Annotated in this window: 25 protein-coding genes and 3 pseudogenes; 19 read left to right on the top strand and 9 right to left on the bottom strand. The window is 58.1% G+C overall.

Translation table 11 applies throughout. From position 1 onward, the window contains the following. Window positions 1-106 precede the first annotated feature (106 nt). The 4 genes from ACWGZX_RS15695 to ACWGZX_RS15680 all read left to right on the top strand — a co-directional run bounded on the left by ACWGZX_RS15695 (window position 107) and on the right by ACWGZX_RS15680 (window position 5,028). Window positions 107-994, top strand: coding sequence for a LysR family transcriptional regulator (locus ACWGZX_RS15695; RefSeq protein WP_452624512.1), 888 nt, complete (start codon window positions 107-109; stop codon window positions 992-994). 94 nt (window positions 995-1,088) lie between these two features. Then, a complete protein-coding gene (gene fdhD / locus ACWGZX_RS15690; RefSeq protein WP_452624511.1) occupies window positions 1,089-1,928 on the top strand; it encodes a formate dehydrogenase accessory sulfurtransferase FdhD in 840 nt (279 codons plus the stop codon). Beyond that, a complete protein-coding gene (locus ACWGZX_RS15685; protein ID WP_452624510.1) occupies window positions 1,925-4,273 on the top strand; it encodes an FdhF/YdeP family oxidoreductase in 2,349 nt (782 codons plus the stop codon). Before fdhD ends, ACWGZX_RS15685 begins: the two co-directional genes overlap by 4 nt. A 254-nt stretch (window positions 4,274-4,527) precedes the next feature. Then, window positions 4,528-5,028 carry a glycine zipper domain-containing protein gene (locus tag ACWGZX_RS15680; protein ID WP_452624509.1) on the top strand — a complete coding sequence of 167 codons (501 nt, stop codon included), beginning with the start codon at window positions 4,528-4,530 and terminating at the stop codon, window positions 5,026-5,028. A gap of 71 nt (window positions 5,029-5,099) precedes the next feature. Here ACWGZX_RS15680 and ACWGZX_RS15675 read toward each other — a convergent pair whose 3' ends face one another. Together ACWGZX_RS15675 and ACWGZX_RS15670 are read right to left on the bottom strand one after the other, a co-directional pair. Then, a complete protein-coding gene (locus ACWGZX_RS15675) occupies window positions 5,100-5,519 on the bottom strand; it encodes an acyl-CoA thioesterase (protein WP_452624508.1) in 420 nt (139 codons plus the stop codon). 30 nt (window positions 5,520-5,549) lie between these two features. Then, window positions 5,550-6,776 carry a 3-hydroxyacyl-CoA dehydrogenase NAD-binding domain-containing protein gene (locus ACWGZX_RS15670; RefSeq protein WP_452624507.1) on the bottom strand — a complete coding sequence of 409 codons (1,227 nt, stop codon included), beginning with the start codon at window positions 6,774-6,776 and terminating at the stop codon, window positions 5,550-5,552. A 315-nt stretch (window positions 6,777-7,091) separates the two neighbouring features. Here ACWGZX_RS15670 and ACWGZX_RS15665 point away from each other — a divergent pair, with 315 nt between their 5' ends. Then, window positions 7,092-7,346, top strand: coding sequence for a hypothetical protein (locus ACWGZX_RS15665; protein WP_452624506.1), 255 nt, complete (start codon window positions 7,092-7,094; stop codon window positions 7,344-7,346). Continuing rightward, a pseudogene (locus ACWGZX_RS15660) lies at window positions 7,247-8,066 on the top strand (Fic family protein); the annotation flags it as partial. The gene ACWGZX_RS15665 and the pseudogene ACWGZX_RS15660, both read left to right, overlap by 100 nt. A 32-nt stretch (window positions 8,067-8,098) precedes the next feature. On the opposite strand, the gene ACWGZX_RS15655 reads toward ACWGZX_RS15660, so the two are convergent. After that, on the bottom strand, window positions 8,099-10,027 hold the full coding sequence (locus ACWGZX_RS15655) for a RecQ family ATP-dependent DNA helicase (RefSeq protein WP_452624505.1): 1,929 nt from the start codon (window positions 10,025-10,027) through the stop codon (window positions 8,099-8,101). 429 nt (window positions 10,028-10,456) lie between these two features. Next, window positions 10,457-10,609 (bottom strand): annotated as a pseudogene (locus ACWGZX_RS15650) (polysaccharide deacetylase); the annotation flags it as partial. A 248-nt stretch (window positions 10,610-10,857) separates the two neighbouring features. Between ACWGZX_RS15650 and ACWGZX_RS15645 the strand changes: the two are divergent. The 9 genes and pseudogenes from ACWGZX_RS15645 (at window position 10,858) to ACWGZX_RS15605 (ending at window position 15,705) form a co-directional block, all read left to right on the top strand. Continuing rightward, on the top strand, window positions 10,858-11,130 hold the full coding sequence (locus tag ACWGZX_RS15645) for a hypothetical protein (protein WP_452624504.1): 273 nt from the start codon (window positions 10,858-10,860) through the stop codon (window positions 11,128-11,130). Window positions 11,131-11,204: 74 nt separating this feature from the next. Further along, window positions 11,205-12,332: a hypothetical protein gene (locus tag ACWGZX_RS15640; RefSeq protein ID WP_452624503.1), complete on the top strand. Its 1,128-nt coding sequence runs from the start codon at window positions 11,205-11,207 to the stop codon at window positions 12,330-12,332. 384 nt (window positions 12,333-12,716) lie between these two features. Continuing rightward, entirely contained in the window at window positions 12,717-13,016 is a 300-nt protein-coding gene (locus tag ACWGZX_RS15635; RefSeq protein WP_452624502.1) for a hypothetical protein, read from the top strand. A 128-nt stretch (window positions 13,017-13,144) separates the two neighbouring features. Next, entirely contained in the window at window positions 13,145-13,459 is a 315-nt protein-coding gene (locus ACWGZX_RS15630; protein ID WP_452624501.1) for a type II toxin-antitoxin system RelE/ParE family toxin, read from the top strand. A 2-nt stretch (window positions 13,460-13,461) separates the two neighbouring features. Next, entirely contained in the window at window positions 13,462-13,749 is a 288-nt protein-coding gene (nadS, locus tag ACWGZX_RS15625) for a NadS family protein (protein WP_046031301.1), read from the top strand. 65 nt (window positions 13,750-13,814) lie between these two features. Beyond that, window positions 13,815-14,018, top strand: a complete 204-nt coding sequence (locus tag ACWGZX_RS15620) for a YhfG family protein (protein ID WP_452624500.1) — start codon at window positions 13,815-13,817, stop codon at window positions 14,016-14,018. Window positions 14,019-14,060: 42 nt separating this feature from the next. Further along, window positions 14,061-14,414, top strand: a complete 354-nt coding sequence (locus ACWGZX_RS15615) for a DUF1493 family protein (RefSeq protein ID WP_452624499.1) — start codon at window positions 14,061-14,063, stop codon at window positions 14,412-14,414. Between the two features lie 231 nt (window positions 14,415-14,645). Further along, a pseudogene (locus ACWGZX_RS15610) lies at window positions 14,646-14,807 on the top strand (DUF1493 family protein); the annotation flags it as partial. A gap of 43 nt (window positions 14,808-14,850) precedes the next feature. After that, a complete protein-coding gene (locus tag ACWGZX_RS15605; protein WP_452629022.1) occupies window positions 14,851-15,705 on the top strand; it encodes an EamA family transporter in 855 nt (284 codons plus the stop codon). Window positions 15,706-15,767: 62 nt separating this feature from the next. Here the strand turns inward: ACWGZX_RS15605 and ACWGZX_RS15600 are convergent, their stop codons facing one another. From ACWGZX_RS15600 to ACWGZX_RS15590, 3 genes are all read right to left on the bottom strand, one after another. Beyond that, complete coding sequence (locus ACWGZX_RS15600; protein ID WP_452624498.1) at window positions 15,768-17,309, bottom strand: phosphoenolpyruvate carboxykinase; 1,542 nt, start codon at window positions 17,307-17,309, stop codon at window positions 15,768-15,770. Between the two features lie 180 nt (window positions 17,310-17,489). Next, window positions 17,490-18,392, bottom strand: coding sequence for an Hsp33 family molecular chaperone HslO (gene hslO, locus ACWGZX_RS15595; RefSeq protein ID WP_452624497.1), 903 nt, complete (start codon window positions 18,390-18,392; stop codon window positions 17,490-17,492). 444 nt (window positions 18,393-18,836) lie between these two features. Next, entirely contained in the window at window positions 18,837-19,244 is a 408-nt protein-coding gene (locus tag ACWGZX_RS15590; protein ID WP_027922234.1) for an RNA-binding S4 domain-containing protein, read from the bottom strand. 217 nt (window positions 19,245-19,461) lie between these two features. Here ACWGZX_RS15590 and rimB point away from each other — a divergent pair, with 217 nt between their 5' ends. Both rimB and rimK read left to right on the top strand, forming a co-directional pair. Beyond that, on the top strand, window positions 19,462-19,941 hold the full coding sequence (gene rimB, locus ACWGZX_RS15585) for a retropepsin-like aspartic endopeptidase RimB (protein WP_452624496.1): 480 nt from the start codon (window positions 19,462-19,464) through the stop codon (window positions 19,939-19,941). Next, window positions 19,938-20,843: a 30S ribosomal protein S6--L-glutamate ligase gene (gene rimK / locus ACWGZX_RS15580; protein WP_007949201.1), complete on the top strand. Its 906-nt coding sequence runs from the start codon at window positions 19,938-19,940 to the stop codon at window positions 20,841-20,843. Before rimB ends, rimK begins: the two co-directional genes overlap by 4 nt. Window positions 20,844-20,985: 142 nt before the next feature. Here the strand turns inward: rimK and ACWGZX_RS15575 are convergent, their stop codons facing one another. Together ACWGZX_RS15575 and ompR are read right to left on the bottom strand one after the other, a co-directional pair. Beyond that, entirely contained in the window at window positions 20,986-22,299 is a 1,314-nt protein-coding gene (locus ACWGZX_RS15575; RefSeq protein WP_452624495.1) for an ATP-binding protein, read from the bottom strand. 103 nt (window positions 22,300-22,402) lie between these two features. Next, window positions 22,403-23,143, bottom strand: coding sequence for an osmolarity response regulator transcription factor OmpR (gene ompR / locus ACWGZX_RS15570; protein WP_007949203.1), 741 nt, complete (start codon window positions 23,141-23,143; stop codon window positions 22,403-22,405). Between the two features lie 361 nt (window positions 23,144-23,504). Between ompR and ACWGZX_RS15565 the strand changes: the two genes are divergently transcribed. Both ACWGZX_RS15565 and ACWGZX_RS15560 read left to right on the top strand, forming a co-directional pair. Next, window positions 23,505-25,829, top strand: coding sequence for a Tex family protein (locus tag ACWGZX_RS15565; protein ID WP_452624494.1), 2,325 nt, complete (start codon window positions 23,505-23,507; stop codon window positions 25,827-25,829). Beyond that, complete coding sequence (locus ACWGZX_RS15560) at window positions 25,829-26,212, top strand: PaaI family thioesterase (RefSeq protein WP_007949206.1); 384 nt, start codon at window positions 25,829-25,831, stop codon at window positions 26,210-26,212. Before ACWGZX_RS15565 ends, ACWGZX_RS15560 begins: the two co-directional genes overlap by 1 nt. Window positions 26,213-26,395: the final 183 nt, after the last annotated feature.

Genomic DNA, 26,395 nt, shown 5'->3' with positions numbered 1-26,395 from the left:
GGCAAGAGACTAGACCAAGCTGGCAACCCCCGGTTCCAACCCGACCAATGACGTTGATCTGGCGCAAGCGCTAGAATCCCCTCCTTCACCGCGCCCTGGAGCGAAGATGGACATCAAGCAACTGAAATTCCTCATCGCCCTCGACGAAACCCGGCACTTTGGCCAGGCCGCTGCCCGCTGCCACATCACCCAGCCGACCCTGTCCATGCGCCTGCGCAGCCTCGAAGAAGAACTCGAGTTGCCGCTGGTCAATCGTGGTCAGCGCTTTGAAGGGTTTACCGCACCTGGTGAACGCGTGCTGGCCTGGGCGCGCACAGTGCTGGCGGCTTACGACGGCTTGCAGGCTGAAGCCGCGGCCTGTCGCGGCAACCTGGTCGGTACGTTGCGGTTGGGCGTGGTGCCGCTGTCGAGTTTCGATCCGCTGCCGCTCATGCAACGCCTGCACGCCGAACACCCGAACCTGCGCTTCGAACTTTCGGCGTTGAGCTCCGAGCAAATCCTCGAGCAGCTGTCGAGCAACCGTCTGGACCTCGGCGTGTCTTATCTGGAGCGTCTGGACAACGAGCGCTTCGATTCACTGGCGTTCAGTGAAACCCACATGGGCCTGCTCTACGATCAGCGCTTTTTCAGTTTCGGCGAAGCGCCTTTGAGCTGGGAGTCGCTGATCGAACTGCCGCTGGGCATGCTCACCAGCGGCATGCACTTTCGCCAGTCCATCGACCACAACTTCCACAGCCGCGGCCTGTCACCTCAGCCTCTGCTGCAAACCGATGCAGTGCACCAATTGTTACAAGCGGTGCACGGTGGCATGTGCTGCGCGGTAATGCCGCTTGAAGGCGGCCTGGAAAACCTCACTGATCACTTGCGCCTGCAACCCATCGAAAACGCGCAAACCGTCGCCCGGCTGGGGTTGATCATGCGTCGCAGCGCCCCACGCTCGGCCTTGGCGGAAGCCTGTTTTGCGATCTATCAGAAATCACTGACAGCCTCTTGATCGACGTCATCTATCGGCAGATCAGTAATAGCGATTAGACGTGACCTTTTGACACGCCTAGGCTTAGAGCTGACCAGACCGTCGGTGATACCTCATGAACACCAAGCGCCCCGGCTGCGCGGCGCCCGCACTCGAAACGCCCGCGCCAGACGCAAGCCAGACCTACAGTTTCTGTGACCTTCAATTCACCGAATCGGCCAGCACAGCGCTGGCCGAGGAAGTTGCGTTGGCGATTGCCTACAACGGCATCAGCCAGGCTGTGATGTTGGTGACGCCGACTGACCTTGAAGACTTCATCGTCGGCTTCAGCCTCGGCAGCGGAATTATCGAAGACGCGACCGACATCTATGACCTGCAATTGACCGGCGAAGGGTCGGCGCAGTACGCGCAAGTGACCATCGCCAACCGCGCCTTCTGGAACCTCAAGCAGCAGCGTCGGCAACTGGCCGGCACCAGCGGTTGCGGGCTCTGTGGCGTGGAAGCGGTTGAACAGGCATTGCCCGACCTCAAGGTGTTGCCGGGCGCACCGCTGCCGCCCGCCGAATGGCTCGATGGCCTGCGCCAACGCATCGGCGCGTTCCAGCCGCTGGGCCAACATTGCGGCGCGGTGCACGCAGCGGTGTTCATGAACGGTCAGGGCGAGTTGCTGCTGGGCCGCGAAGACATCGGCCGGCACAACGCCCTCGACAAATTGATTGGCGGGTTGATCCGCCAGAAGATCCCGACGACTGGCGGCCTGGCGATTGTCACCAGCCGGTGCAGCCTCGAATTGATCCAGAAAGTCCTGCGTGCCGGCATCCAGACCCTCGTCAGCCTGTCGTCGCCCACAGGCCTTGCCGTGCAATGGGCCCGTCGTCACAACCTCAATCTCATCCACCTGCCGCAGAAAAGTGCACCGCGGGTCTACAGCCCAGCGTTGGAGAATCAAGCGTGAGTCAACACCGTCAAGCCGACCAGAAACCCGTCCCCCGCTACAAGCCCTACAAAGGCCCAGCCGGTGGCTGGGGCGCGCTAATCAGCGTCGCCCAAGCCTGGTTGACCAGCGATAACGCGCTGAAAAACCTCCGCATAATGCTCAAGACCAACCAGAACGGCGGTTTCGACTGCCCCGGTTGCGCCTGGGGCGATTCTCCGGAAAAGGGCATGGTGATGTTCTGCGAGAACGGCGCCAAAGCGGTGAACTGGGAAGCGACCAAACGCCGTGTCGACGCTGCATTCTTCGCCAAACATAGCGTCACCTCGCTGCTGGAGCAGAGCGACTACTGGCTTGAATACCAGGGCCGTCTGACCGAGCCGATGAGCTACGACGCCGAGACCGATCGCTACAAACCTATCAGCTGGGACGCGGCCTTCACCCTGATTGGCAAACACCTGCAAGGGCTGTCGAGCCCGAATCAGGCCGAGTTCTACACCTCGGGCCGCGCCAGCAACGAAGCGGCGTACCTGTATCAATTGTTTGTGCGCGCCTACGGCACCAATAACTTCCCTGATTGCTCGAACATGTGCCACGAGGCCAGCGGTGTGGCCATGGCGCAAAGTGTCGGCGTTGGTAAAGGCACGGTCACCTTCGACGACTTCGAACACGCCGATGCGATTTTTGTCTGGGGTCAGAACCCTGGCACCAACCACCCACGGATGCTCGAACCGTTGCGCGAAGCGGTGAAACGCGGCGCTCAGGTGGTGTGCGTCAACCCGCTGAAAGAGCGCGGCCTGGAACGCTTCCAGCATCCGCAGCACCCGTTCGAAATGCTCACCAATGGCGACAAGCCGACCAACACGGCGTTCTTCCGTCCAGCCCTCGGTGGCGACATGGCGATCCTGCGCGGCATGGCGAAATTCCTGCTGCAATGGGAGCGCGACGCGCAGAAGACGGGCGCTGAAGCGGTGTTCGATCACGATTTCCTCAATGAACACAGCGTCAACGTGCTGGAATACCTCGGTGCCATCGACGATACACCGTGGGAGCAAATCGTCGAGCAGTCCGGTCTGCCGCTGGTGGAGATCGAGCAAGCGGCGCGCATGTACGCCAAAGGCAAGAACGTGATCATGTGCTGGGCGATGGGCATCACTCAGCATCGCCATTCGGTGGCAACCATCCAGGAAATCGCCAACCTGATGCTGCTGCGCGGCAACATCGGCCGGCCGGGCGCCGGTCTGTGCCCGGTGCGTGGCCACAGTAACGTGCAGGGCGACCGGACCATGGGCATCAACGAGCGTCCGCCGGTGGCGTTCCTCGATTCACTGGAACGTCGTTTTCAGTTCAAGGTGCCGCGTGACAATGGCCACAACGTGGTCGAGGCAATCCACGCCATGGCCGAGGGTCGCGCCAAAGTTTTCATCGGCCTGGGTGGCAACTTCGCCCAAGCAACTCCGGACAGCTCGCGCACCTTTCAGGCGTTGAGCAATTGTGACCTGACCGTGCAGATCAGCACCAAGCTCAACCGCAGCCACTTGGCCCACGGTAAAGACGCGCTGATCCTGCCCTGCCTGGGCCGTACCGACATAGACATCCAGACCGATGGCCCGCAAGCGGTGACCGTGGAAGATTCGTTCAGCATGGTCCACGCCTCCAACGGCCAGTTGCAGCCGCTGTCGAACCAGATGCGTTCGGAGCCGTCGATCATCGCTGGCATCGCCGCCGCGACGCTGGGCAGCAAACCGGTGGACTGGAACTGGCTGGTGGCGGATTACGGCCGTATCCGCGATCTGATCGCCGACACCATTCCGGGCTTTCGCGATTTCAATGAGAAGGTCAATAATCCGGGCGGTTTCTATCTCGGCAGCAGTGCCGGTGCGCGTAAGTGGAACACGCCGTCAGGCCGGGCCAATTTCCGCCCGAATGCCCTGCCTAAAGACCTGGTGCACGAGCGCACGCGCGCGACCGGCGTGTTGCCGGATTTGATCATGCAATCGATGCGTTCTCATGATCAGTACAACACCACGATTTATGGTCTCAACGACCGTTACCGTGGGGTGAAAGGTCAGCGCGATGTGTTGTTTGTGAACGAAGCCGACATCATTCGCCTGGGTTTCAAACCGGGGCAGAAAGCCGATATCGTTTCAATTTGGGATGACGGGCGTGAGCGTCGCGTCAAGGGTTTCACGCTGCTGGCGTTTGATATCCCGGCGGGGCAAGCGGCGGCTTACTACCCGGAAGTGAATCCGCTGGTGCCGCTGGAAAGCATCGGGGATGGCAGCCATACGCCGACGTCGAAGTTCGTGGCGATCCGGTTGGAAATGGCGAGTGAGACAGGATTGATTTTGGCCAAGTCGGCTTAGCTCCCTTGCCACAGGACCCTGTCCACTTTAAGTTTTTTTTCGGCGAGCCACTTTCCAATCGCCCACAAAAAAGGCCGTTCCTGTATAGAAACGGCCTGTCCGAAGTAACTAAAGACCGGCGAAAAACAGTTAAGTTCCGTCTAAAAAACAGTAACTTATAGATTTGTGCTCAAGTCGTGTTACTCGTCGGATTTCGATTGTCACACCTCTGACACAGCCTCAGGATCGCGTCGTCATCCCCTTGAGGTTCCTCCATGAAGTTCTCCTCGATTCTCTTGTTGTCCCTTGGCTTGTTCAGTGGCATTGCTTCTGCTGGCGGCAACACCGAAGCCGGTGTGGGCGGCGCATTGGGCGGGGTTCTTGGCTCGGTCGTCGGTCAGTCGTTAGGCGGCAATACAGGTTCCACCATCGGCGCGGCCCTGGGCGGCGCGGGTGGTAGCGCAGTCGGCGCAAACAAACACAGCCGTGGCGAAGCCGCCATTGGCGGTGCATTGGGCGCAGCAGGCGGTAACGTGGTCGGCCGCAGCATGGGCGGCACCACCGGCAGCCTGATCGGCTCCGCAGCAGGCGGCGGCGCCGGTGGCGCGCTGGGTAACTACATGGGCAACAAATACGATGATGAGGGCGGCGACAACGATGGTCACTACTATCGTGGCCATGGTGATCGTCGCTACTACCGCGATGGCCATCCAGGTCGTGGCCATGCCTATGGCCATCGCAAGCATCACCACAAGTACTACCGCGACCGCGACTGAGGCTTCAATCGCCTCGTTAGCCGGTACGTCAAAAAATCGCAGCCCTTGGGCTGCGATTTTTTTTGCCTGGTCTAAACCACCAGGCGCTCCAGCGCCCCCCGCAATCCGGTCGGAATCGATACAGGCTGATTCGAAACGCGATCTACAAATACATGCACGAAGCGCCCGGCCGCGCAGGCTTCGTCTTCCCCTTGCTTGAACACGGCCAACTCGTATTGCACCGAACTGTTGCCCAGCTTGCCTACTCGCAGACCGATCTCGATCCGGTCCGGAAAGGCGATGGAAGCAAAGTAATCGCAAGCCGAACTCACGACAAAACCCACCACCTCGCCGTCATGGATATCCAGGCCGCCGACTTCGATCAGGTAAGTGTTCACCGCCGTGTCGAAGAAGCTGTAGTAGGTGACGTTGTTGACGTGACCGTAGGCGTCGTTGTCGTGCCAGCGGGTGGTGATGGGCTGGAAGTGTGGGTAGTCGGTGCGTTGGTTCATGCGCAGCTCTCGTCTTGAAGTGGCTGAAGTCTACCGATCCGCAAACCCTTTACCCACCACTGCCAATTCGCCGATCAAGCGTGCCGGACGCCAGTGGTCACCCTGCCGGGTTTCCAACGCCATCAAGCGTTGATGAATATCCGCCAATCCTTGCTGATCCGCCCACGCCATTGGCCCGCCCTTCGCCGCCGGAAAACCATAACCGTTGAGGTACACCAGATCGATGTCGTGCGCCGACGCAGCAATGCCTTCTTGAAGGATCTTCGCCCCTTCGTTAACCAGTGCCAGCAGGCAACGCTCAAGAATCTCCTCAGCGCTTATCTCGCGACGCTGGAAGCCCAACCCTTCGCTGACCTGCAACACCAGCGCATCAACCTCTACATCGTGCTCAGCCTGACGGCTGCCGGGCTCATAGTGGTAATAACCGTTGCCACTCTTCTGACCGAAACGCCCGAGTTCGCACAGCCGGTTATCCACCTGAACCTGCGGCGCATCCTGTCCTGTGCCCGCCAGTTCCCGAGCCCGCCAGCCCAGATCAACGCCAACCACGTCGTACATGCGGAACGGCCCCATGGCAAAACCGAAACCTTGCAACGCCGCATCCACCTGATAGGGATAAGCCCCCTCCAGCAGCATCTTGCGCGCTTCGAGCACGTAGGTATTAAGCATGCGGTTGCCGATGAAACCGTCACAGTTGCCGGCAACCACACTGACCTTGCCCATGCGCTTGCCCAGTGCCAGCGCAGCGTCTAGCACTGCCGGTGCAGTCTCGGCGCCACGGACAATTTCCAGCAGTTTCATGATGTGTGCAGGACTGAAAAAGTGCAGACCCAAGACTTGTTGTGGACGGCGAGTTGCCGCAGCGATGGCGTCGATGTCCAGCGCCGAGGTGTTGCTGGCCAGAATCGCTTCGGGTTTGAGCAGCCCGTCCAGTTCGCGAAATATTTTCTGTTTCAGCTCGAGGTTTTCGTAGACCGCTTCGATGACCAGATCGACGTCGCGGATCGATGCATAGTCCGCCGCTGCGGTCACTCGCGCAATGCGCGCGTCAGCCTCGGCCTGATCGATGCGCCCTTGGCGCATATTGCGAGCGTTGGTTTCGGCTACGGTGGCCAACGCCTGTTCAAGCATCTGCGGATTGTTATCCACCCACTGCACCGGCACCCCGGCGTTCGCCAGACACATGACAATGCCACGGCCCATGGTGCCTGCACCGATGACGGCGGCGCGCTGAATGTTGAATGGCGTCTGGCTCATGATTTGCTCTCTTGTTGGCGATCCAAAGACAGCCCCCACCATAGTCAGCCATTACGCGTTTTTGAAATTTATTCCTGTGATGAGCAACATTCAGCAGATGGATGAGTTATTCGTGGCGGCAGCCAATTTCCACAACGGTTAACAGCTAGTTGAGGTTCAGGCTCTGTAAGGACCCTATCAGGTGTGAAATGAACGCTGGCCAAAAGCTCGAACCAAGTTAAAATTTTCTTTCGGTATTTTCCGATTTTAAAAAAAAATCTTGGCGTGGTAAAAAAAATCTAACCGGGATGGGGGGGAACTGCGATGGGAAACAGAGTGGGCTACGCCCATTTGATTGATGCGCTGGATCTGAACGCGATCGAAGTGAAGCGGCCAGCGATCATCCAGCCGGTTACCCGCCTGGAGAAAATCGGCGGTGCATTGTCAGTTCCGCAGAGCGTTGCGCCAGCGGAAGATGACTATCTGGCGCACAGCCGCTTACCGAAGATTATCTTGTCGCGTTACAAAATAGCGCGATCTCTAACCCCTTTGATCGCGCAGCCGCATTCCGTCACGAACAGAATCACCTGAGTAATTCATTTCGCGGCGCAGCTGGCGTGACCTACGTGCCACCCAACCCAGAGCTTTGTCGTGAGTTGATGGAAGAGTTGATGACGTTCGCCAACAGAGCGCCAGAGCAACTCGATCCCCTTGTGGCCGCCGGCATCGCCTCTTTTGGCTTCGTCTTTCTGCACCCTTTTATGGATGGCAATGGCCGTCTTTCACGCTTCCTCATCCACTTGGCTCTGTGCCGAAGCGGCGCTCTCGAAAACGGTCTCTTGCTACCTGTTTCGGTCGCCATGAAGCGCGAAGAACAACATTATCTGGAAGCGCTGCAATCTTTCTCAAAACCCGTTCGTGAATTCTGGAATGTTCGCTGGATTGATGCGGAAACAATGAGCTTCAACTTCGTTGGTGACGCCAGCATCTACCGCTACTGGGATGCAACCGATTACGTAGCGTTTACGATGGAAATGGCCAAACGAGCCCTAGAGGTAGAGCTGAGAGAGGAAACCGACTTTCTTCAGCGGTTCGATACGCTCGTGAAGCGTTGTGAACGAAAACTACGACGTTCGAGGCAATCTTTTGTCCAGGTTAGTCATGCAGTGCCTGGATCAAAACGGCATCGTGTCCAAAGGCCGACGCAAGCAATACCAAGGATCGATTCAGGAGGAGGTCTTCGACTTTCTCGAGCAACAAGCACAGTCACTATTGGCCGACGCTTACGGTGAGCCTCATGAAGATGTTTGAACGACCGCTGTGGAAGCGGTCGTACTTCAACTTCACAGATTTGTCTCGGCCCAACCGCGTACTTCGGCGTACGGATAATTTTCCAACGCCGCAAACCCAGAAATAGTCCGCGCCTTCAGCTTGGTAAACAGCGGCACACTGATCCCACAGAGGAACCGAGTCACGCGCTCAGCTGACGGAGCGTTGCCAGTATGTTGCTCATGCCTGTGGATAAAATCACCGCACAACGCTTCAAAATTTTTATCCACAAGCGCTGGCAATTCCGGTGGTGCCGGCAGTCGCGCAACCTGACCGTGACACACCGAACAATGCCCGCATTGTCGAGGTGCGTTTTCGTCGCCGAAGTACTCGGCCAGGCGATAACCCAGGCAATGGTCGGTGGCGAACAAGTCCAGCATCGCGTGAATACGAGCGATCTCGGTACGTTCGTGCTGGGTGAAATAAGCATGTAACTCGGCACTCAACGCCTGACTGTCAAAGCTCGTTTGCAGCAAGCTGTAGACCTCAGTCATCTGCTTGCTTTCAAGTTCGACCCAGCCTTTCTCCTGAAAATAATCCAGTGCCTTGACCACCCGATTGCGCTCGGCCTGATGCTGCTCATACAGCGCATCGAAATTCACTGTGGCCCAGGTTCGCGCGCGGCTGGAGGTCTGGATGATTGCGGCGACGAAGTCCTTGCGCTCGCCCTCGAAGCGCGCGAGCAAGGCTTCCGGCTCCTGCAAGTACTTGAAACGGTATTCGGCGTAATAGGCGTAACGCGGGGCGATCAAGCCGCGCAGCTCCAGCTGAACCAATAAGGTCTTGAGCGGCAATTGGCGAATATTGCTCTGATCCGCCAGCGGTCCCAATAAAAACTCCCACTGCCCTTCAGGCGCGGCGGCGAGCATTTCATCGAGCACGCAGCGGATACCGTCCAGTTCGGGCGTGTCGCCGTAGACGAAGTTTTCCAGCACATTGAGGCTATCGCGGTTGGCCAATACCAGACAGTCGGAGGGTTGCCCGTCACGCCCGGCACGGCCGATTTCCTGGCTGTAGTTTTCGATGGATTTGGGCAGGTCGAAATGCACCACGTTGCGGATGTCACTCTTGTCGATGCCCATGCCAAACGCGATGGTGGCGACGATGCAATTGGACTGTCCGCCCATGAACCGTTTCTGGATGGCTTCGCGCTGATCGTTGGGCAAACCGGCATGGTAAGCCTCGGCTTGAATGCCGTTGCGCCCCAAGTGTTCGGCGATATGTTCAGCGGTTTTTTGCAGCGTAACGTAGACAATGCTCGGCTGATGGGGGCGCTCGCTCATCCACTCGACCAGCCGTCGACGTTTGTCCTGACCGCGTACGGGCTCAACTAACAAGTTTAGGTTGGGCCGGTAGAAACCGGTGGTCACTACATCTTCCGGGGCGATGGCAAACTTGGCCTCCATGTCCGCGATCACCTTGGGCGTCGCGGTGGCGGTCAGCAGCAGCGCTTGTGGAATATTGAACTGGCGCTGGTAGTCGGGCAGCTTGAGGTAATCGGGGCGGAAGTTGTGGCCCCACTCGGAAATGCAGTGCGCCTCATCTACCACCAGCAGCGAGATGGGGACTTGCTGCAAGAAATTACGGAAGCGCTCGTTCTTCAGGCGCTCCACCGAAATCATCAAAATCTTCAACTCACCGGACTTGGCCCGAGCCATCACATCACTGGCGTCGTCACGGCTCTGCGCCGAATCGATACTGCCCGCCGCAATGCCGTGGCGTTGCAGGAACGCCAATTGATCCTGCATCAGCGCGAGCAACGGCGAGACCACCAGCGTCAGGTGCGGCAGCAACAAGGCGGGAAGTTGATAGCAAAGGGACTTGCCGGAACCGGTGGGGAAAATCGCCGCCGCCGAGCGCCCGGCCAGCACCGCGCTGACCGCCGCCTCCTGACCCGGTCGAAACTGTGGATAACCGAAAACCTGTTCCAGGGTGTTGTGCATAAGCTGTCACTCCGTTGACCGCTGCGAAGCCCAAAGCCTAGCCGGCAAACGCCGCGAGTCGAGAAAAGGTCGGGGACCAAAACGATACGGGATGATACCGCGTCACCCTATGGAGCTTTGCCACAGGATGAAACAAACGAAACACTTTGTTCCTCGCGGTGCCGCTCAATCTGACGGTAAGGTCTTTCTCGCAAAACAACCGTCCGCGCACTTCACATCACGGCAGGACGCCTGATGGGCGCGGCATTTGAACAAGGAACGACCATGTTTCAAAAACCGATTGTTGCCATTGCGCTGATCCTGACATCCCTGCTGCTGAGCGCTTGCGACGGGGCTCCCGTAGAGCCACCGATACTCGCTACATGCGACACCCTGGAGTGTTCCGCCCAACAGGCCTGGCGAACATCCTGACAACTGCGGGTCAAGTGGCTACAGCACCCACACGGCCACCCGCAGTTGCTCGTTCAACCTTTGCTCCTGAAACACCCGGCTCTTGCTCGCCCATGCAGCAAGGGCCGGGCTGATTTCGCCCGTGAAGGCTGTCGCTAGCTGACGCAAATCGGTGACGCTACGCATACGGGGCCAGGACGTTTTTGAAACGTCCTACAGATTCTGGCGCGCACCTTACAGAGACTTGAGACTCTGCGCCTGACAAACCCGTAGGAAATTCGCCCCTCAAGGGTAATGCTGAAAATAACCTCGGCGCCCACGTAGGCAAAAGGCGACACCGACAGTAAATACCCTACAAACCCTGTCCATTTGCGCGGTATTGCGACCCTTGGCCACGCGCCCCTATAGTTTGCCGCGCCGCTGAAAACAGGACGGACCTCATGCAAGATCGCTATCGCCCACTCAAAACCAGTTACAGCGAAACTCCCGTGTTGGTCATTGATACCGCTGCCAGTACCGGTGCGGTCCTTGACGCCGCGCAGCAACGCTTGCGCGCGGCCAGTGACTTGCTCGAAACGCTCTATTGCTTGTGCTTCAAACAGGCTGATGTAAAAGACATCCCAAACATAGTGAATGCACTTTATTTATTAACGCAAGACGGCTGCGAACTTCTCGACATTGCAAAACAAAGAATCCCTTCATCACAAATGTAGAAACAACTAAGCACTACCAATACTCCAACAACAAACACTAGTCTGCCAGCTCTCAAATCAAACAGAGCGAAACAATGACTACCTTAACTATTTTCTTTTGCGGCACCGGCTCGACCAAGTTCGACAGCGAAAACCCGACTTACTGGGATGGCGAACTGGTTTCCACCCTGGCTTCCCATCATGGCGGCCGCGAGTTTGCCGAATGGATCGTGATTGATGGTCCAGGCACCAGCAACCTGCAAGCTGATGAGCTGTTTACCAAATCCAAGGACTACGGCCTGAGCGGAACATTGTTCGGCAAAGGCTGGGAAGAGAACGTCCAACACGCTCTCAATATCATCAAAGGCAAATGTGACTGGCAGCGGGAACAACTGACCGAAGCCGAATATAACCGCCTCAAGGCTGCCGGCATTCCCATTGAAGACGTGAAGGTGGAAGGTTCCTGGTTGTGGCGGAAATACAACTATGGTGACCGTAGCGTGACTCAACAAAAACTACAGGAGCAAATTATTAGAACGTTCCGTAAAGATGGCATTCTCCCGACCAAAGTTAATTTGGTGGGTTGGAGCCGTGGTGGTATCAGTTGCCATATGCTGGCCAATGCGATGTTTAATGATGCGCCATTGAAAAATATTCCGATCAGTATCTTTGCGATTGATCCGGTACCGGGTATCGGTAACTTTCAGGAAGATAAAGTTAAACTGAACTCCAATGTAAAAGAATACGTCGGCTTCTACGCCCGAGACGAGCGCTCCAAAGGCTTTAGCTGCGTCATCCCGCAAACGGCCACCGGCACCCGAACCCACATTTACCCCATGCCCGGTCGCCATGGCACGCTGGTCGGCAACGCCTCAGCCGATGGTGTCAGCGGCCCAAAAACACTGGCCGAACCGGGTCTGATCGTGCGCCACTTCGCCGAAGTGTGTCTGAAGCGCTGGGGCGTGGTGCTGAACAAAACCCTCAACCTAACCCCGGCCGACCTGCAAAACCACCACAACGCCATGGCCAACGCCGACGCGAAATACAAAGCGATGGAAAAGTGCTCATACACCTACTTTACGGAACTGGACCAAGGCGAGCGGTACGTTTCGCTGGGGAGTAATGGGGTTAGATTCTCGGCGGTGAGGGGCACGATCTACGCGCCGACGACCGGGTTGAACACAGGCTTGGCGGATGTGGATTCGTATCAGCATATTCGTTGATAAGGTGGGCGCGGGATCCAGGAAACGCGAAAGCTTGCATCGCGGAAAATTCCTATAGAAAGGGACTAGTCGAGGTTCGGCCGGTTCCTACAGGCCTGGACTCTTTGTCGTCTATCGCTGTTTGGTGGCTCGCACCTATAGTCGTGACCGTCGCTGCAAAATCAGCGACTCGGGCTTGGTCACCTAAATTTGAGAGAAAACTTGCGCATGCCCTTGTATGCTGCCGACGTCTTTAATGCCGGCACACTTTATGGCGGCTGTGTTTGGGACGCTTCGGCGTGCCAGGGTTTGTCTCTCCCCAGGTTGACCAACCCGAACACAGTCGCCTCCATCGCTTGGTCACGATGGTAGCGGTCTTTCGGAAGCATTAAAGAGAGCAAACCAATGAAGACATGTAACCCCCTCACAGCCAATCGTTATCTCCCGCTCCAAACCAACCTCACCGATTCCCTGCCCCTGATCATCGACACAGAGGCCAACCCCCAGGACATCCTCGAAGCTGCCATGCAGCGCATCCGGGCCTCCAGCGACCTCCTTAAAACCCTGCACTGCATCTGCTTCAAACACGGCGACGTCGAAGACATTCCCCACATCACCCACGCGTTATACCTGCTGACCCAGGACGGCTTCGACCTGATGCAAGTCGCCCAACAACGCATGATGGGCTGGAAAGCGCCTGCCTGACACCGAGTGAATAGATCGTTCTCTCGCTCGACGTGAGAACGATCAACTACAGTCGTGGCTGATCAAATGAAAGGCATTTCAAGTCAGATCAGCGTTGCCCTAAAGTAAGCCAGTGGCGTACATTACCGATGATTTTCGTTGAGACCCCGATTTTCACCCGTCGAGCCAAAGAGCTAATGGATGATGATGCCTATAGCGCCTTACAGAAGGTTTTAGTGGTGAACCCTTCGGTTGGAGACATAATCGAAGGAACAGGCGGAATTCGCAAAATGCGGATCGCGGCCAAGGGGCATGGAAAACGAGGCGGAGCCCGAGTGATTTACTACCATTTCGTCTCCGCGTCGCAGATCGCGTTGTTGATGATCTACCCTAAAAATGAACAACACGACCTAACCGCCGATGAACGCAAAGCGTTGAAATCAGTAATCGAACACTGGAGATAACCGTGAGCAAGTTTTTTGATGAGTTAATGGAAAGCGTGCAACAGATGGACGAGATCGTACGGGGTGAGCGTCGGCCTTCCCGCGAATTCCATGTGGATGCGTTGCAAGTCAAAGAGATTCGCAAGGCTACTGGACTGACTCAGGCAAAATTCGCAGCGTTGATCGACGTCCAACTCGGCACTCTACGCAACTGGGAACAGGGTCGCCGTGAGCCAACAGGACCCGCCAAAGCGCTGCTGAAAGCCATACATAACGACCCTGTCCATGTTTTGAACGCGCTAGCCGGTTGAATAGCGCAACACTGTTGAACAGCTCCGTCCCAGCATTCAAGCATTCGTAGCCCGAGACAATTGTGATGACTGAATTAACGTTCAAACATAAACAAGCTCACTACGAAAAGGTCCGTCGCTCAAATTACTTGGCCAGCTTGCATCTCTCAGGATTCGACACCTCACCGGCGGACCTCGACAGACCACTTCCTACACGAGAAGAAGCGCTCGCCAAATACCGACAAGGCATTCCGCCACAATCTGCTCCCGCTCTTCCCCCCCAAGCCTAGCGAACAATAAGATCCATCCAAGCCCAACCAGATGCCCTCGCAATGAACCTCGCCCCCAACTTCCCCGACGACCACACCATGCACCTGCTCATGCAGCTGCTGCACGAAGAACTCGGCCTGCCCGAACGCAAAACCATCAGCCTCACCACCTCGATCAATTTCGACCTGGGCTGCGACGGCACCGATGCGCGGCATTTGATAGAAGCTCTGGAAGAACAGTTCGCGATCGACTTCATCGACTACGACGCCTATCGCTACTTTCAGCCGGAAGGGTTTGATATGCATCTCAAGCGAAGGGCAAAGGGTCGCGGTGACAAAATTCCGCTGACAATCGGCATGCTCTATCAAGCCATCCACGCCCAACGCTGGGATACACAGGCACTGGAAAGCCAATAACGCAGATACCGTGTCTGAAACGGCACGCACAACTGCAATTATTCTGGCGCTATCACCTCAGAAGTGAAGGAATATTAGCTTCATGGCTAGAAAAACAGCGTCCCTCCTACCGTGTATTGCATGACTGCTTACTGACCTCGGCGAACGCCTGAAACCAGCTCGTTTACCCAACACATAGCGAGTTAGGTCGGTTGTGGTGCGTACATGTGTCTAACACTTTGAAACCTCTCCATCGATTACGACACCTATCGCCACTTCCAACCCGAAGGCTACGATGTGTTCCTCAAACGTAAAGCCAAGGGACGTGGCGACAAACTGCCACTGACCGTCGCAATGCTCTATCAGGCCATTAAGGCCCAACGCTGGGACAAGCAGACGCTGGAAGGCCTCTAACGTCCGCAGCGCGCACCTATAAGGACATAGCATGGACGTATTGATGGGTTTACTGGCTGCCGTGCTTTGGGGCGGCACGGATTTTCTAGTGGGTTTGAACGCCCGTGCGGTCGGCGTCAAACGCGCAGTGTATTTCGGTCAAGCGCTGGGCTTCAGCATCATGAGCATACTGCTGATCGCCTTTCCTGCCTTTCTTCTCAAATCGCTGTCGGCATCGCTCGATATCTGGCTGTTCGGCATTGCCGCCGCCGTGCTCACCGTGTCCGGTGCCTTGGCATTGTCCAAGGCATTCGCCCTCGGCAAAGCGTCTATCGTCGCGCCGCTCGTGACCTCCTACGGTGTAGTCACTACGTTGCTGTCCTGGGCGGCCGGTGAACAGATCAATCTGATCCAATTATTGTGCATTGCAATCTGCGTGATCGGGGTCATCCTTTCCAGCATCCACGCCGATTCGAAGCTTCCACACACCACTCAGGCCAGCAGCTCGATTGCCTATGCGCTTCTGGCGGCTGTTTTATATGGCACCAGTTTCTGGTTGCAAGGCCACTTCGTACTTCCTGTGCTAGGGCCGGTGACGATGCTTTGGCTTGCCTATCTGGTGGGACTGGTCGTTCTGGTTTTGATGGTGTTGAAGGTCAAGGACGACTTGAAAATTCCGCCGTTGAAAAACTGCATGACGTTAACCGGTGCCAGCCTGATGAACCTCGGTGGGTTCTCCTCATTCGCTTGGGGCGCAGTGGCGGGATCGGTTTCGGTGGTGACGGTGATCAGTACGTTATCCGGCGGTATTGCCGCAATTCTGGGATATGTGTTCTTCAAGGAAAGACTGGCGAAGGTGCAAGTGCTGGGAGTCGTTTTGGTCTTGGTCGGCGCGTTCGTGCTGCATCTAAAAACCTGAATTCAAACGCCCACAAAAAAGCCGCCCCAAAGGGCGGCTTTCTCTTTCCATCAATCCAACACTTACAACTTCGGCCCAGCAGCCTTGATCGCGTCGCTCACTTCGAACTTCTTGAAGTTCTCAACGAACAACCCGGCCAGCGCCTTGGCAGATTCATCATAAGCAGCCTTGTCAGCCCAGGTGTTACGTGGGTTCAACAGGCCAGTCTCAACGCCCGGCACAGCCAATGGCACGTCGAGGTTGATGGTGTCGAGGTGCTCGGTTTCAGCACCGATCAACGCGCCACTCTGGATCGCAGCGATAACGGCACGAGTGGTCGGGATGTTGAAGCGCTTGCCAACGCCGTAGCCACCACCGGTCCAGCCGGTGTTAACCAGGTAAACCTTCGAACCGAAGCCGCGGATGCGTTTGATCAGCAGTTCTGCGTATTCGCCAGCCGGGCGCGGGAAGAACGGTGCGCCGAAGCAGGTGGAGAAGGTCGACTTGATGCCGCTGCCGGAACCCATTTCGGTCGAGCCCACCAGTGCGGTGTAGCCGGACAGGAAGTGGTAAGCCGCTTGTTCTTCGCTGAGGATCGACACGGGCGGCAGTACGCCGGTCAGGTCGCAGGTCAGGAAGATCACAGCGTTTGGCTCGCCACCGAGGTTCTTCTCGGAACGCTTGGCAACGTGCTCCAGCGGATAGGCTGCGCGGCTGTTCTGGGTCAGGCTGACGTCGTCGTAGTCGGCGTGCTTGGCGTCATTGATAACGACGTTTTCCAGGACTGCGCCGTGCTTGATGGCTTTCCAGATGACTGGCTCGTTCTTCTCGGACAGGTCGATGCACTTGGCATAGCAACCGCCTTCGATGTTGAACACCACGCCCTCGCCCCAACCGTGCTCGTCGTCACCGATCAGGTAACGGCTTTCGTCGGCGGACAGGGTGGTTTTACCGGTGCCGGACAGACCGAAGAACAGGGTCACGTCGCCCTCTTCACCGATGTTGGCAGCGCAGTGCATTGGCAGCACGTCGGCGGCCGGCAGCAGGAAGTTCTGCACCGAGAACATGGCTTTCTTCATTTCACCGGCGTAGCGCATGCCGGCGATCAGCACTTTCTTCTGTGCGAAGTTGATGATCACGCAACCATCGGAGTTGGTGCCATCACGCTCTGGAACGCATTCGAAGTTGGCGACGTTGAGCACCTGCCACTCATCACGACCAGCCGGGTTGTACTGGGCCGGGTTGATGAACAGGCAACGACCGAACAGGTTCTGCCAGGCAGTCTGCGTGGTCATTTTCACGGCCAGGTAGTGATCGGCAGCCGCACCTACATGAACGTGGGAAACGAAATGCTCTTGCGCGTTGTTGAACGCCTCAACGCGGTCCCACAGGGCATCGAACTTGTCGGCCGGGAACTTGCGGTTGATCGGGCCCCAGGCGATAGCGGCCTGAGTGGTCGGCTCTTCAACGATGAAACGGTCGACTGGCGAACGGCCGGTACGGTGACCGGTACGAACAACCAGCGCGCCGGTATCGGCAAGCTCGCCTTCACCGCGATTCAGGGCTTCTTTAACCAGATCATCAACACTCAGATCGGTGTACACGGCGTTATTGGCTTGCGTCATGAGGTTCCCCATCGGCCAGTGGCCGAGTGCTCCAAACGTTTTGTAGTAGAAAGTTGTGCACTACTACCGCGAGAAAAAGTGGGCCGGATTATGCCAGAAAAGCCCAAAAAAAGTAGGGCCCTCCCGTCGTTACGGCGTAATACCGGCACTAACCAGTGAATTTACCTGCGCTGAACCGTTTTAGTGACGGGTATCTGACGGCGTGTCGACGCCCGCTCCGGCGAATAATTGGGCGATATCGGCGGCATCGAACAGGTAACGTTGATTGCAGAACTGGCAATCGATCTCGATGTTGCCACCGTGTTCGACCACCAGATTTTGCGCATCTTCAACACCCAAACTGACCAGAGCATTGGCCGAACGTTCACGCGAGCAGCTGCAACGGAAGCGCAGCTTCTGCACGTCGAACAGACGCACCTGCTCTTCGTGATAGAGGCGATGGAGCACGGTTTCGTTGTCCAGTCCCAGCAATTCATCAGCGGTCAGGGTGCTGCCCAGCGCGGTGATGTGCTGCCAGCTGGCGGCGCGTTCTTCTTCGTCTTTCAAGCGGTCGGCGGGCAGTTGCTGCAGCAGCAGGCCACGGGCGCGACGGCCATCGGCGTACAGCCAGAAGCGGGTGCCTACCTGTTGGGACATGACGAAGTAATTAGTGAAGCACTCGGACAGGGTTTCGCCGTCGAGGTCGACGATGCCCTGGTAACGCTGACCATGGGTCGGGTCGACCGTCAGCGCCAGGACGCCGTTGGGCATCAGGTCGGCGAGCGTCGCATCGGGGGCGATCTGGTCGGCCTCGTAACGGGCCAGGCCGCGGATATCACGCTCGCTGGAGCACTCGATCATCAGCAACGGGATCGGACCGTCGGAACGGGCCTGAAGGATCAGCAAGCCATCGAACTTCAGCGCGCCGACCAGCAGCGATGCAGCCGCCATCAGTTCGCCAAGCAATTGCGCGACCGGCTCCGGGTAGGCGTGTTTGGCCAGGACTTCGGCGTAGCTGAGCTCCAACGAGACCAGCTCGCCACGGGTGTCGCTGTCATCGAAGATGAAGCGTTGGGTGAAGTCGTTATCCGGTAGGTCGGTCATAGGTCTGGGTATCTGAAGTGGTGACAATGGGTTTCAACGGTCAGGATCGCGTGCCTGCAAGCACCCTTGGATGCGCAACGCTCGGCCATGGCCGGCATTTTATGAACAATCCGGGCTTGTTCCAAGCAAGGTGCACAGTGCGCGATCCTTGGCCACTGACGCCGTTGGCCTTCTGGTTATGGCCCATGGCGCAGAGGCTGTGGTGATTTTCGACGAGTGGCTGTATATCCGCTCGATGCGCCGCTGGCGAATCACCCGATATGGTTGCTCAACCGGGTAATTGCAAGTCTTCCCCGGAGATCCGGTGGCATCTGGCGAGTGCTGCGCACTCGATCGCGGGCAAGTCGAATCGTCGCACCGCACGCTCCCACAAAAAACGCATACCCTTGTGGGAGCGGGCTTGCCCGCGATGACGGACTGAAAATCGCCCGAGAGTTTTCCGCCCTACTCATCATTGCTGCTGCCACGAAACTTGAACAAATCCCGCCGCTGTTTCTTGCTCGGTTTGCCATCGGTGGTCATCCCCAGCGCACCCGCTTTGCGCTGGGCGGCGGCGTTTTCGCGTTTGGCGATGCTGGCTTCGGTTTCGGCATACAACGTCTGAGCCTCCGGCGCGCCACGGCGAACAATGGATAACGCTTGAACCACCACCGTACGCTCTTCGAAACCGGCGCGGATCACGAACTCATCACCTACTCTTGGCTCCTTGCCTGGCTTACAACGTTCGCCCCGGCAATGCACCTTGCCGCTTTCAATCGCCGCCTTGGCCAGGGCACGGGTTTTGTAAAAACGCGCGGCCCATAACCATTTATCGAGACGGACTTTGTCGTCCTCTTCGTTTTTTTGTGCCATGGAATTTCCTCACTCTGAAATATTGCTGAACTGTACTACCGTTTCAGTCGTACCAAGAATTGCACCGGCTCGGATTACAATGCACGCATTCCAGAACCTCCCCCGAGGGGCTGGAAATCCGGGCCGTAGATATCTGTCGCCTTTTAACCATTATTCTGCGTGAATACCGCGAATTCGGCCGCTTGCGGGCCGAGCGGTTTCTACCGGTTGAGCAACTTTGAAGACATTTGACCATTTGACCGTTGTCGGTCTGCGCGAGTGGGTGGCGCTCCCGGATTTGGGAGTCGCGGGCCTGCGGGCAAAAATCGACACCGGTGCCAGCACTTCCAGCCTGCATGCCACCGACATCGAGCTGTTCGAGCGCGATGGCGAGCAGTGGGTACGCTTTACCGCGCACTTGGGCACGGTGGTGCAATTGCGTCATCGACGCTGCGAAGCGCCGCTGGTGACGATGAAAACCATTAAAAGCTCCAATGGTCAGGCGCAGAAGCGATACGTGGTCAGCACCACCCTGGCCCTCGGTGATCGGGTCTGGCGGGTCGAGTTCACGCTCGCCTGCCGCAAATCCATGCGTTATCGCCTGTTACTCGGCTCCAAAGCCTTGATTCACGGCCAGTTGGTGGTCAATCCAGGCATTAAGTACGTACAAGACAAGCCGGTGTTCCCGGTATCTACCTCCTCCACAGGTGTTGCATGAAGATCGCTGTGCTGTCGCGGAACCCGCGTCTGTATTCCACTCGTCGTCTGGTTGAAGCCGGTACCGAGCGTGGCCATGAAATGGTGGTGATCGACACCCTGCGCGCCTACATGAACATTGCCAGCCACAAGCCGCAGATCCACTACCGCGGCAAGCCGCTGGAAGGTTTCGACGCGGTGATCCCCCGGATCGGTGCGTCGGTAACGTTTTATGGCTGCGCTGTGTTGCGTCAGTTCGAAATGATGGGCGTATTTCCGCTCAATGAATCGGTGGCCATTGCCCGTTCGCGGGACAAACTGCGTTCGTTGCAATTGCTGTCACGTCGCGGGATCGGTTTGCCGGTCACCGGGTTTGCTCACTCACCGGACGACATTCCCGACCTGATCGATATGGTCAACGGCGCTCCGCTGGTGATCAAGGTGCTGGAAGGCACCCAAGGCATTGGCGTGGTGCTGTGTGAAACGGCGACGGCGGCAGAGTCGGTGATCGAAGCGTTCATGGGCCTGAAGCAGAACATCATGGTTCAGGAGTACATCAAGGAAGCCGGCGGTGCCGACATTCGATGCTTCGTAGTCGGCGACAAGGTGATCGCAGCGATGAAGCGCCAGGCCAAGCCTGGAGAGTTCCGCTCCAACCTGCATCGGGGCGGCAGCGCCAGCCTGATCAAGATCACACCGGAAGAACGCATGACCGCGTTGCGTGCGGCGAAGGTGATGGGCCTGGCAGTGGCGGGGGTGGACATCCTGCGCTCCAATCACGGGCCGCTGGTGATGGAAGTGAACTCGTCACCGGGTCTGGAAGGTATTGAAACCACCACCGGGAAGAATGTGGCGGGGATCATCATTGAGCATCTGGAGAAAAATGGTGGGCCGAATATGACTCGGACCAAAGGCAAGGGTTAACCCAGACTTATGTGGCGGCAGGGAGGCCGCCTTCGTCGGAACGCCGCCCGGACCAAGCCTGCTCCCACAGTTGACCGCGTACTTATTGTGGGAGCGAGCCTGCTCGCGAAGGGGCCATCAGCCCCAGCCAAAATGTCAGCTGTTAAACCGCATCCCGAGGCAACATCAACCCCAACGGCAACCGCACCCGCGCTTCCAGCCCGCCTCCGGAACGATTGCGCAACTCAACATTCCCGCCATGCATCGAAGCAATCCGCTTCACGATCGCCAGCCCCAAACCAGTCCCCTTCCCGCCCCGGGCGCGATCACCCCGAGTGAACGGGTTGAAGATTGCTTCAAGTTCAGCAGGATCAATCCCCGCCCCACGGTCCATGACACTCAGCACCACATACGGCGCGCTGGTATCACCAGAGACATAGGCCGCCACCTCAACGCCGCTGCCCGCGTGATGCAAGGCATTGCCGATCAGGTTGTTCAACAGGCGCTTCATCGACACCCGGCGCAATGGAAACGGCTGGATCGGTTCCAGGCGCAGACGGACCTTTTCTTCATTCTGGTTGTACGGCGCAGCGACTTCGCGAACCAGGTCGCTCAAGTCCACCTCTTCCACCGATTCGTCACGGCCATCGCGAATGAACGCCAGGAACTGGTCGAGGATCGCGTCCATGTCTTCGATGTCGCGCACCATGTCGTCGGTGAGATCGGTGCGATCTCCCATCAACTCCAGGGACAGGCGCAAACGGGTCAAGGGGGTCCGCAAGTCGTGGGACACACCGGCCAGCATCAGCTCACGTTCGCGGCCGGCCTGCTCGACGTCTTCTGCCATCTGGTTGAAGGCGCGATACACCTCGGTCATTTCACTTGGGGTGTCGCTTATGGGCAATCGCACACTGCGCCCCTGGCCGAGTTGCCTTGCGGCATACACCAGACGCTTCAACGGTTGATTGAGTTGACTGACGAAGATCCATGCCGATGCGGTCGACAGCAAGCCAATGGCGAGGAACCAGCCGAGCACGTTCCAGATTTTCTGGCCACGCAGAGGATGCGGGTACAGCGGCACTTTCAACCAGCCATCGCCCAGGCTTGGCGCCCGGACCCACAGCGCTGGCGGCGAGTGCATGCGTAATCGCACTTCGGTGTCGGCACCCAGTTCGGCCTGCATCTGCCGCTGGTATATCTCGCTGTACGGCCAATGGTGCTCACCTTCCGGCACACCGGCCCCCACCACCCGGATCAGCGTGGCGGCATCAGCGATCTTCGTGCGGTTTTCTTCATCGGCGGCCCAATAGGCGCGCAGTGTCAGGGCGACGCCGTGGCTGTATTGACGATCCACCAGCACGTCTTCGTTCATCAACAGATAAACCAGGGTCAGCGCCTTGGAAAACAGGACGACGATCAGCACCAGCCAAAGGGTGCGGGAGAAGAAGCTCTGGGGGAACCAAACGGGGGTTTTCATGGATAGCCGCTACACACTTGCAGGAGCGAGCGATGCTCGCATATTGCGGATCGCGAGTCTGCGGGCAACATTGCCCGCAAGACCCGCTCCTACAAATCGCCGATCACTTGGTGGCGGCGCCATCCGGAACGAACACGTAGCCCACGCCCCAGACTGTCTGGATGTAACGCGGCTTGGACGGATCGGGTTCGATCATCCGGCGCAGACGGGATATTTGTACGTCGATGGAACGCTCCAGGGCATCCCACTCGCGGCCACGGGCCAGGTTCATCAGTTTGTCACGGGTCAGTGGCTGACGCGCGTTCATGACCAATGCCTTGAGGACCGCAAACTCACCGGTGGTGAGCATGTGCACTTCGTCACCGCGCTTGAGTTCGCGGGTCGCCAGCGACAGTACGTAATCACCGAAGGTCACGCTTTCGTCTTCGCTGCCCGGTGCACCCGGCACCGGCGTCGACTGACGACGCAGGACCGCTTTGACGCGGGCCATCAGCTCGTCCGGGTTGAACGGCTTGGCCAGGTAATCGTCGGCGCCCAGTTCCAGGCCCTTGATACGGCTCAGCTCGTCGCCTTTGGCGGTCAGCATGATGATGGGGATCTGATTGTTCGCCGTGCGCAGGCGGCGGCAGGCGGTCAAGCCGTCTTCGCCGGGCAGCATCAGGTCGAGGACGACCAGGTTGAACACTTCGCGCGCCAGCAGGCGATCCATTTGCTCGGTGTTCGGAACGGCGCGGGCGCGGTAGCCCTTGCTGACGAAAAAGCGCTCCAGCAGGCTGCTGAGCCCCGGATCGTCGTCAACAATAAGAATTTTTTCGCCTTCAGCAGTGTTTGCAGTGCTGCTCATTAGATGCTCCTTTGATCTCGGCGCGCATTATGGCGTAGCTGCCGTTATACGCACCGTGTGCATTGTTAGCAGATTTTTCCTCCACCGCCAGTAAACCGGCCATTACCCTTCCCGCCCGCGATGCCCCAGAACACGCGAACGCTGGTTATAATGCGCGGCGTTTTGTGTCAGGCAACATCAGACAGGTACTACAGGCAGGCGCTATTTATTTCCCTGCCGCCCGCAGTAATTGTTCGATTTCACGGGTCAATGGGGTGCCCTTTGATCCAGGCAGCGGCGCAGGCCAGGCCGCTCAACCAGACTCGCAGAGCCTTCAATTCTGCGCCTGCGAGCCTGCTTTCACAATTTGTCAGGTGGTTTTATGGACAGCATCAACAGCCGCATCGCCGAGGAACTCGGTGTACGCCCACAACAGGTCGAAGCGGCCGTCGCGCTACTCGATGAAGGCTCTACCGTTCCCTTCATCGCCCGTTACCGGAAAGAAGTGACCGGCAGCCTCGATGACATCCAGTTGCGTCATCTGGAAGAGCGTCTGCGCTACCTGCGAGAACTCGACGAACGGCGCATCAGTATCCTCGCCAGCATCGAAGAACAAGGCAAGCTGACCCCTCAACTTGAACGCGACATCAAACTCGCCGACACCAAGACCCGACTCGAAGACTTGTACCTGCCGTACAAGCAAAAGCGCCGCACCAAGGGCCAGATCGCCCTGGAAGCCGGCCTCGGCGAGCTGGCCGACGGCCTGTTCAACGACCCGACCCTGACGCCAGACACCGAAGCCGCACGCTTCATCAACGCCGAAAAAGGCGTGGCCGATGTGAAGGCAGCCCTAGAAGGCGCCAAGTACATCCTCATGGAGCGCTTCGCTGAAGACGCCGGCCTGCTGGACAAACTGCGCAGCTACTTGAAGCAAGAAGCCACCCTCAGTGCCCGCGTCATCGCGGGTAAAGAAGAGGAAGGCGCCAAGTTCCGCGACTACTTCGAACACGACGAACCGCTGAAAAGCATGCCGTCGCACCGCGCGCTCGCTATTTTCCGTGGCCGCAACGAAGGCATTCTGAGTTCTGCGCTGAAAGTCGGCGACGAACTGCCGGGCACCATGCACCCGTGCGAAGGCATGATCGGCCAGCAATTCGGCATCCAGAACCAGAACCGCGCCGCCGACAAATGGCTGGGCGAAGTGGTGCGCTGGACCTGGAAGGTCAAGCTCTACACCCACCTCGAAACCGACCTGCTGGGTGAGCTACGCGATGGCGCGGAAACCGAAGCGATCAACGTGTTCGCGCACAACCTGCACGACTTGCTGCTGTCCGCTCCGGCCGGCCCACGTGCCACGCTGGGGCTCGACCCGGGCCTGCGCACCGGCTGCAAGGTCGCCGTGGTCGACGCCACCGGCAAGCTGCTGGATCACGCCACCGTTTACCCGCACGTGCCGCACAACAAGTGGGATCAGACCCTCGCGATTCTCGCCGCCCTGTGCGCCAAGCATTCGGTTGACCTGATCGCCATTGGCAACGGCACCGCCAGCCGCGAAACCGACAAGCTGGCCGCTGAACTGATCAAAAAATACCCGGCCATGAAAATGACCAAAGTCATGGTCTCCGAGGCCGGCGCATCGGTTTACTCGGCATCTGAACTGGCTTCGAAAGAATTCCCGGATCTGGACGTATCGATCCGTGGCGCCGTGTCGATTGCCCGTCGCTTGCAGGATCCACTGGCTGAGCTGGTGAAGATCGATCCGAAATCCATCGGTGTCGGCCAGTACCAGCACGACGTGTCGCAGCTGAAACTGGCGCGCGGTCTGGACGCGGTGGTCGAGGACTGCGTGAACGCCGTGGGCGTCGACGTCAATACCGCCTCCGTGGCGCTGCTGGCGCGCATCTCCGGTCTCAACGCGACCCTGGCACAGAACATCGTCAGCCATCGCGATGAGCACGGCGCGTTCAAAACCCGCGCCGCGTTGAAGAAAGTCGCACGTCTGGGCGAAAAAACCTTCGAACAGGCCGCAGGCTTCCTGCGCGTGATGAACGGCGACAACCCACTGGATTCGTCGGCCGTTCACCCGGAAGCCTATCCTCTGGTGCAGCGCATCGCCGCTGAAACCGACCGCGATATCCGCTCGCTGATCGGCGACGCGAGCTTCCTCAAGCGTCTCGATCCGAAGAAGTACACCGACGAAACTTTCGGTCTGCCAACGGTCACCGACATTCTGCAAGAGCTGGAAAAACCTGGCCGCGATCCACGTCCTGAGTTCAAGACTGCGGAGTTCCAGGAAGGCGTCGAAGACCTCAAGGATCTCGAACTGGGCATGATCCTCGAAGGCGTCGTCACTAACGTGACCAACTTCGGCGCGTTCGTCGACATCGGCGTGCATCAGGACGGTTTGGTGCACATCTCTGCACTTTCGGAGAAGTTCATCAAGGATCCGCGTGAAGCGGTGAAGGCCGGTGATGTGGTGAAAGTGAAGGTCATGGAAGTCGACATCCCGCGCAAACGCGTGGGCTTGTCGATGCGCATGAGCGACACCCCGGGTGAGAAAATTGACGGCGCTCGCGGTGCACGTCCGGGGTCGGCGCCACGCCAGTCCCAGAACAGCGCACCGCGCAAGGAAACCACCACGGCGGCCCCGAGCAACAACGCCATGGCGTCGCTGTTCGCCAACGCCAAGCAGTTGAAGAAACGCTGATGGAGATCCCTGCCGGGCTGACTGAAAGCGCGTTTTTCAAGCTGTTGGGTTGCCGCTTGCACAGCCTGGAAACCGGGGTGGCGCAAGTTGCCCTCGGGCTTGCGCCTGAGTTGCGCAATCGCGGCGGCAAGCTGCATGGCGGGGCTTTGTTCAGCCTGGTGGACATTGCCATGGGGCTGGCTTGTTCCAGTACCCACGGCTTTGACCAGCAGAGCGCGACCATCGAATGCAAGATCAACTACATTCGCGCCGTTTCAGACGGTGAAGTGATGTGCACGGCCCGGGTGATCCACCCGGGCCGCCGCACCTTGGTGGTTGAAGCTGACGTGATGCAGGGCGACAAACTGGTCGCAAAAGCACAAGGCACGTTCGCTGTCCTGTAGCTAGATGTCACCCATTTGAGTTAATTTCGGCGCTGTGACCGCAGCGCCGTAATTTCCTGTGGGAGCGACTGTGGCGAGGGGGCTTGCCCCCGTTTGAGTGCGCAGCACTCCCAAGATCTTTTAACATCCGAGATTTTGGGGATGCTTCGCAGCCCAACGGGGGCAAGCCCCCTCACCACAGGC

Source organism: Pseudomonas sp. CLCA07 (assembly GCF_053615335.1).
Note: the sequence above shows the minus strand (reverse complement) of the source record. Positions and strands in the feature narration are given on the sequence as shown.

Bases quoted from the DNA above. Each gene is read 5' to 3' on its own strand.
- ACWGZX_RS15560 (WP_007949206.1), top strand. From the start codon at position 25,829: ATGGAGATCCCTGCCGGGCTGACTGAAAGCGCGTTTTTCAAGCTGTTG.
- ACWGZX_RS15640 (WP_452624503.1), top strand. From the start codon at position 11,205: ATGACTACCTTAACTATTTTCTTTTGCGGCACCGGCTCGACCAAGTTC.
- ACWGZX_RS15615 (WP_452624499.1), top strand. From the start codon at position 14,061: ATGAACCTCGCCCCCAACTTCCCCGACGACCACACCATGCACCTGCTC.
- ACWGZX_RS15565 (WP_452624494.1), top strand. From the start codon at position 23,505: ATGGACAGCATCAACAGCCGCATCGCCGAGGAACTCGGTGTACGCCCA.
- ACWGZX_RS15645 (WP_452624504.1), top strand. From the start codon at position 10,858: ATGCAAGATCGCTATCGCCCACTCAAAACCAGTTACAGCGAAACTCCC.
- ACWGZX_RS15670 (WP_452624507.1), bottom strand. From the start codon at position 6,776: ATGAGCCAGACGCCATTCAACATTCAGCGCGCCGCCGTCATCGGTGCA.
- ACWGZX_RS15695 (WP_452624512.1), top strand. From the start codon at position 107: ATGGACATCAAGCAACTGAAATTCCTCATCGCCCTCGACGAAACCCGG.
- ACWGZX_RS15680 (WP_452624509.1), top strand. From the start codon at position 4,528: ATGAAGTTCTCCTCGATTCTCTTGTTGTCCCTTGGCTTGTTCAGTGGC.
- ACWGZX_RS15655 (WP_452624505.1), bottom strand. From the start codon at position 10,027: ATGCACAACACCCTGGAACAGGTTTTCGGTTATCCACAGTTTCGACCG.
- rimK (WP_007949201.1), top strand. From the start codon at position 19,938: ATGAAGATCGCTGTGCTGTCGCGGAACCCGCGTCTGTATTCCACTCGT.
- ACWGZX_RS15575 (WP_452624495.1), bottom strand. From the start codon at position 22,299: ATGAAAACCCCCGTTTGGTTCCCCCAGAGCTTCTTCTCCCGCACCCTT.
- ompR (WP_007949203.1), bottom strand. From the start codon at position 23,143: ATGAGCAGCACTGCAAACACTGCTGAAGGCGAAAAAATTCTTATTGTT.
- hslO (WP_452624497.1), bottom strand. From the start codon at position 18,392: ATGACCGACCTACCGGATAACGACTTCACCCAACGCTTCATCTTCGAT.
- ACWGZX_RS15620 (WP_452624500.1), top strand. From the start codon at position 13,815: ATGACTGAATTAACGTTCAAACATAAACAAGCTCACTACGAAAAGGTC.
- ACWGZX_RS15600 (WP_452624498.1), bottom strand. From the start codon at position 17,309: ATGACGCAAGCCAATAACGCCGTGTACACCGATCTGAGTGTTGATGAT.
- ACWGZX_RS15630 (WP_452624501.1), top strand. From the start codon at position 13,145: ATGATTTTCGTTGAGACCCCGATTTTCACCCGTCGAGCCAAAGAGCTA.
- ACWGZX_RS15605 (WP_452629022.1), top strand. From the start codon at position 14,851: ATGGGTTTACTGGCTGCCGTGCTTTGGGGCGGCACGGATTTTCTAGTG.
- ACWGZX_RS15635 (WP_452624502.1), top strand. From the start codon at position 12,717: ATGAAGACATGTAACCCCCTCACAGCCAATCGTTATCTCCCGCTCCAA.
- ACWGZX_RS15675 (WP_452624508.1), bottom strand. From the start codon at position 5,519: ATGAACCAACGCACCGACTACCCACACTTCCAGCCCATCACCACCCGC.
- ACWGZX_RS15590 (WP_027922234.1), bottom strand. From the start codon at position 19,244: ATGGCACAAAAAAACGAAGAGGACGACAAAGTCCGTCTCGATAAATGG.
- fdhD (WP_452624511.1), top strand. From the start codon at position 1,089: ATGAACACCAAGCGCCCCGGCTGCGCGGCGCCCGCACTCGAAACGCCC.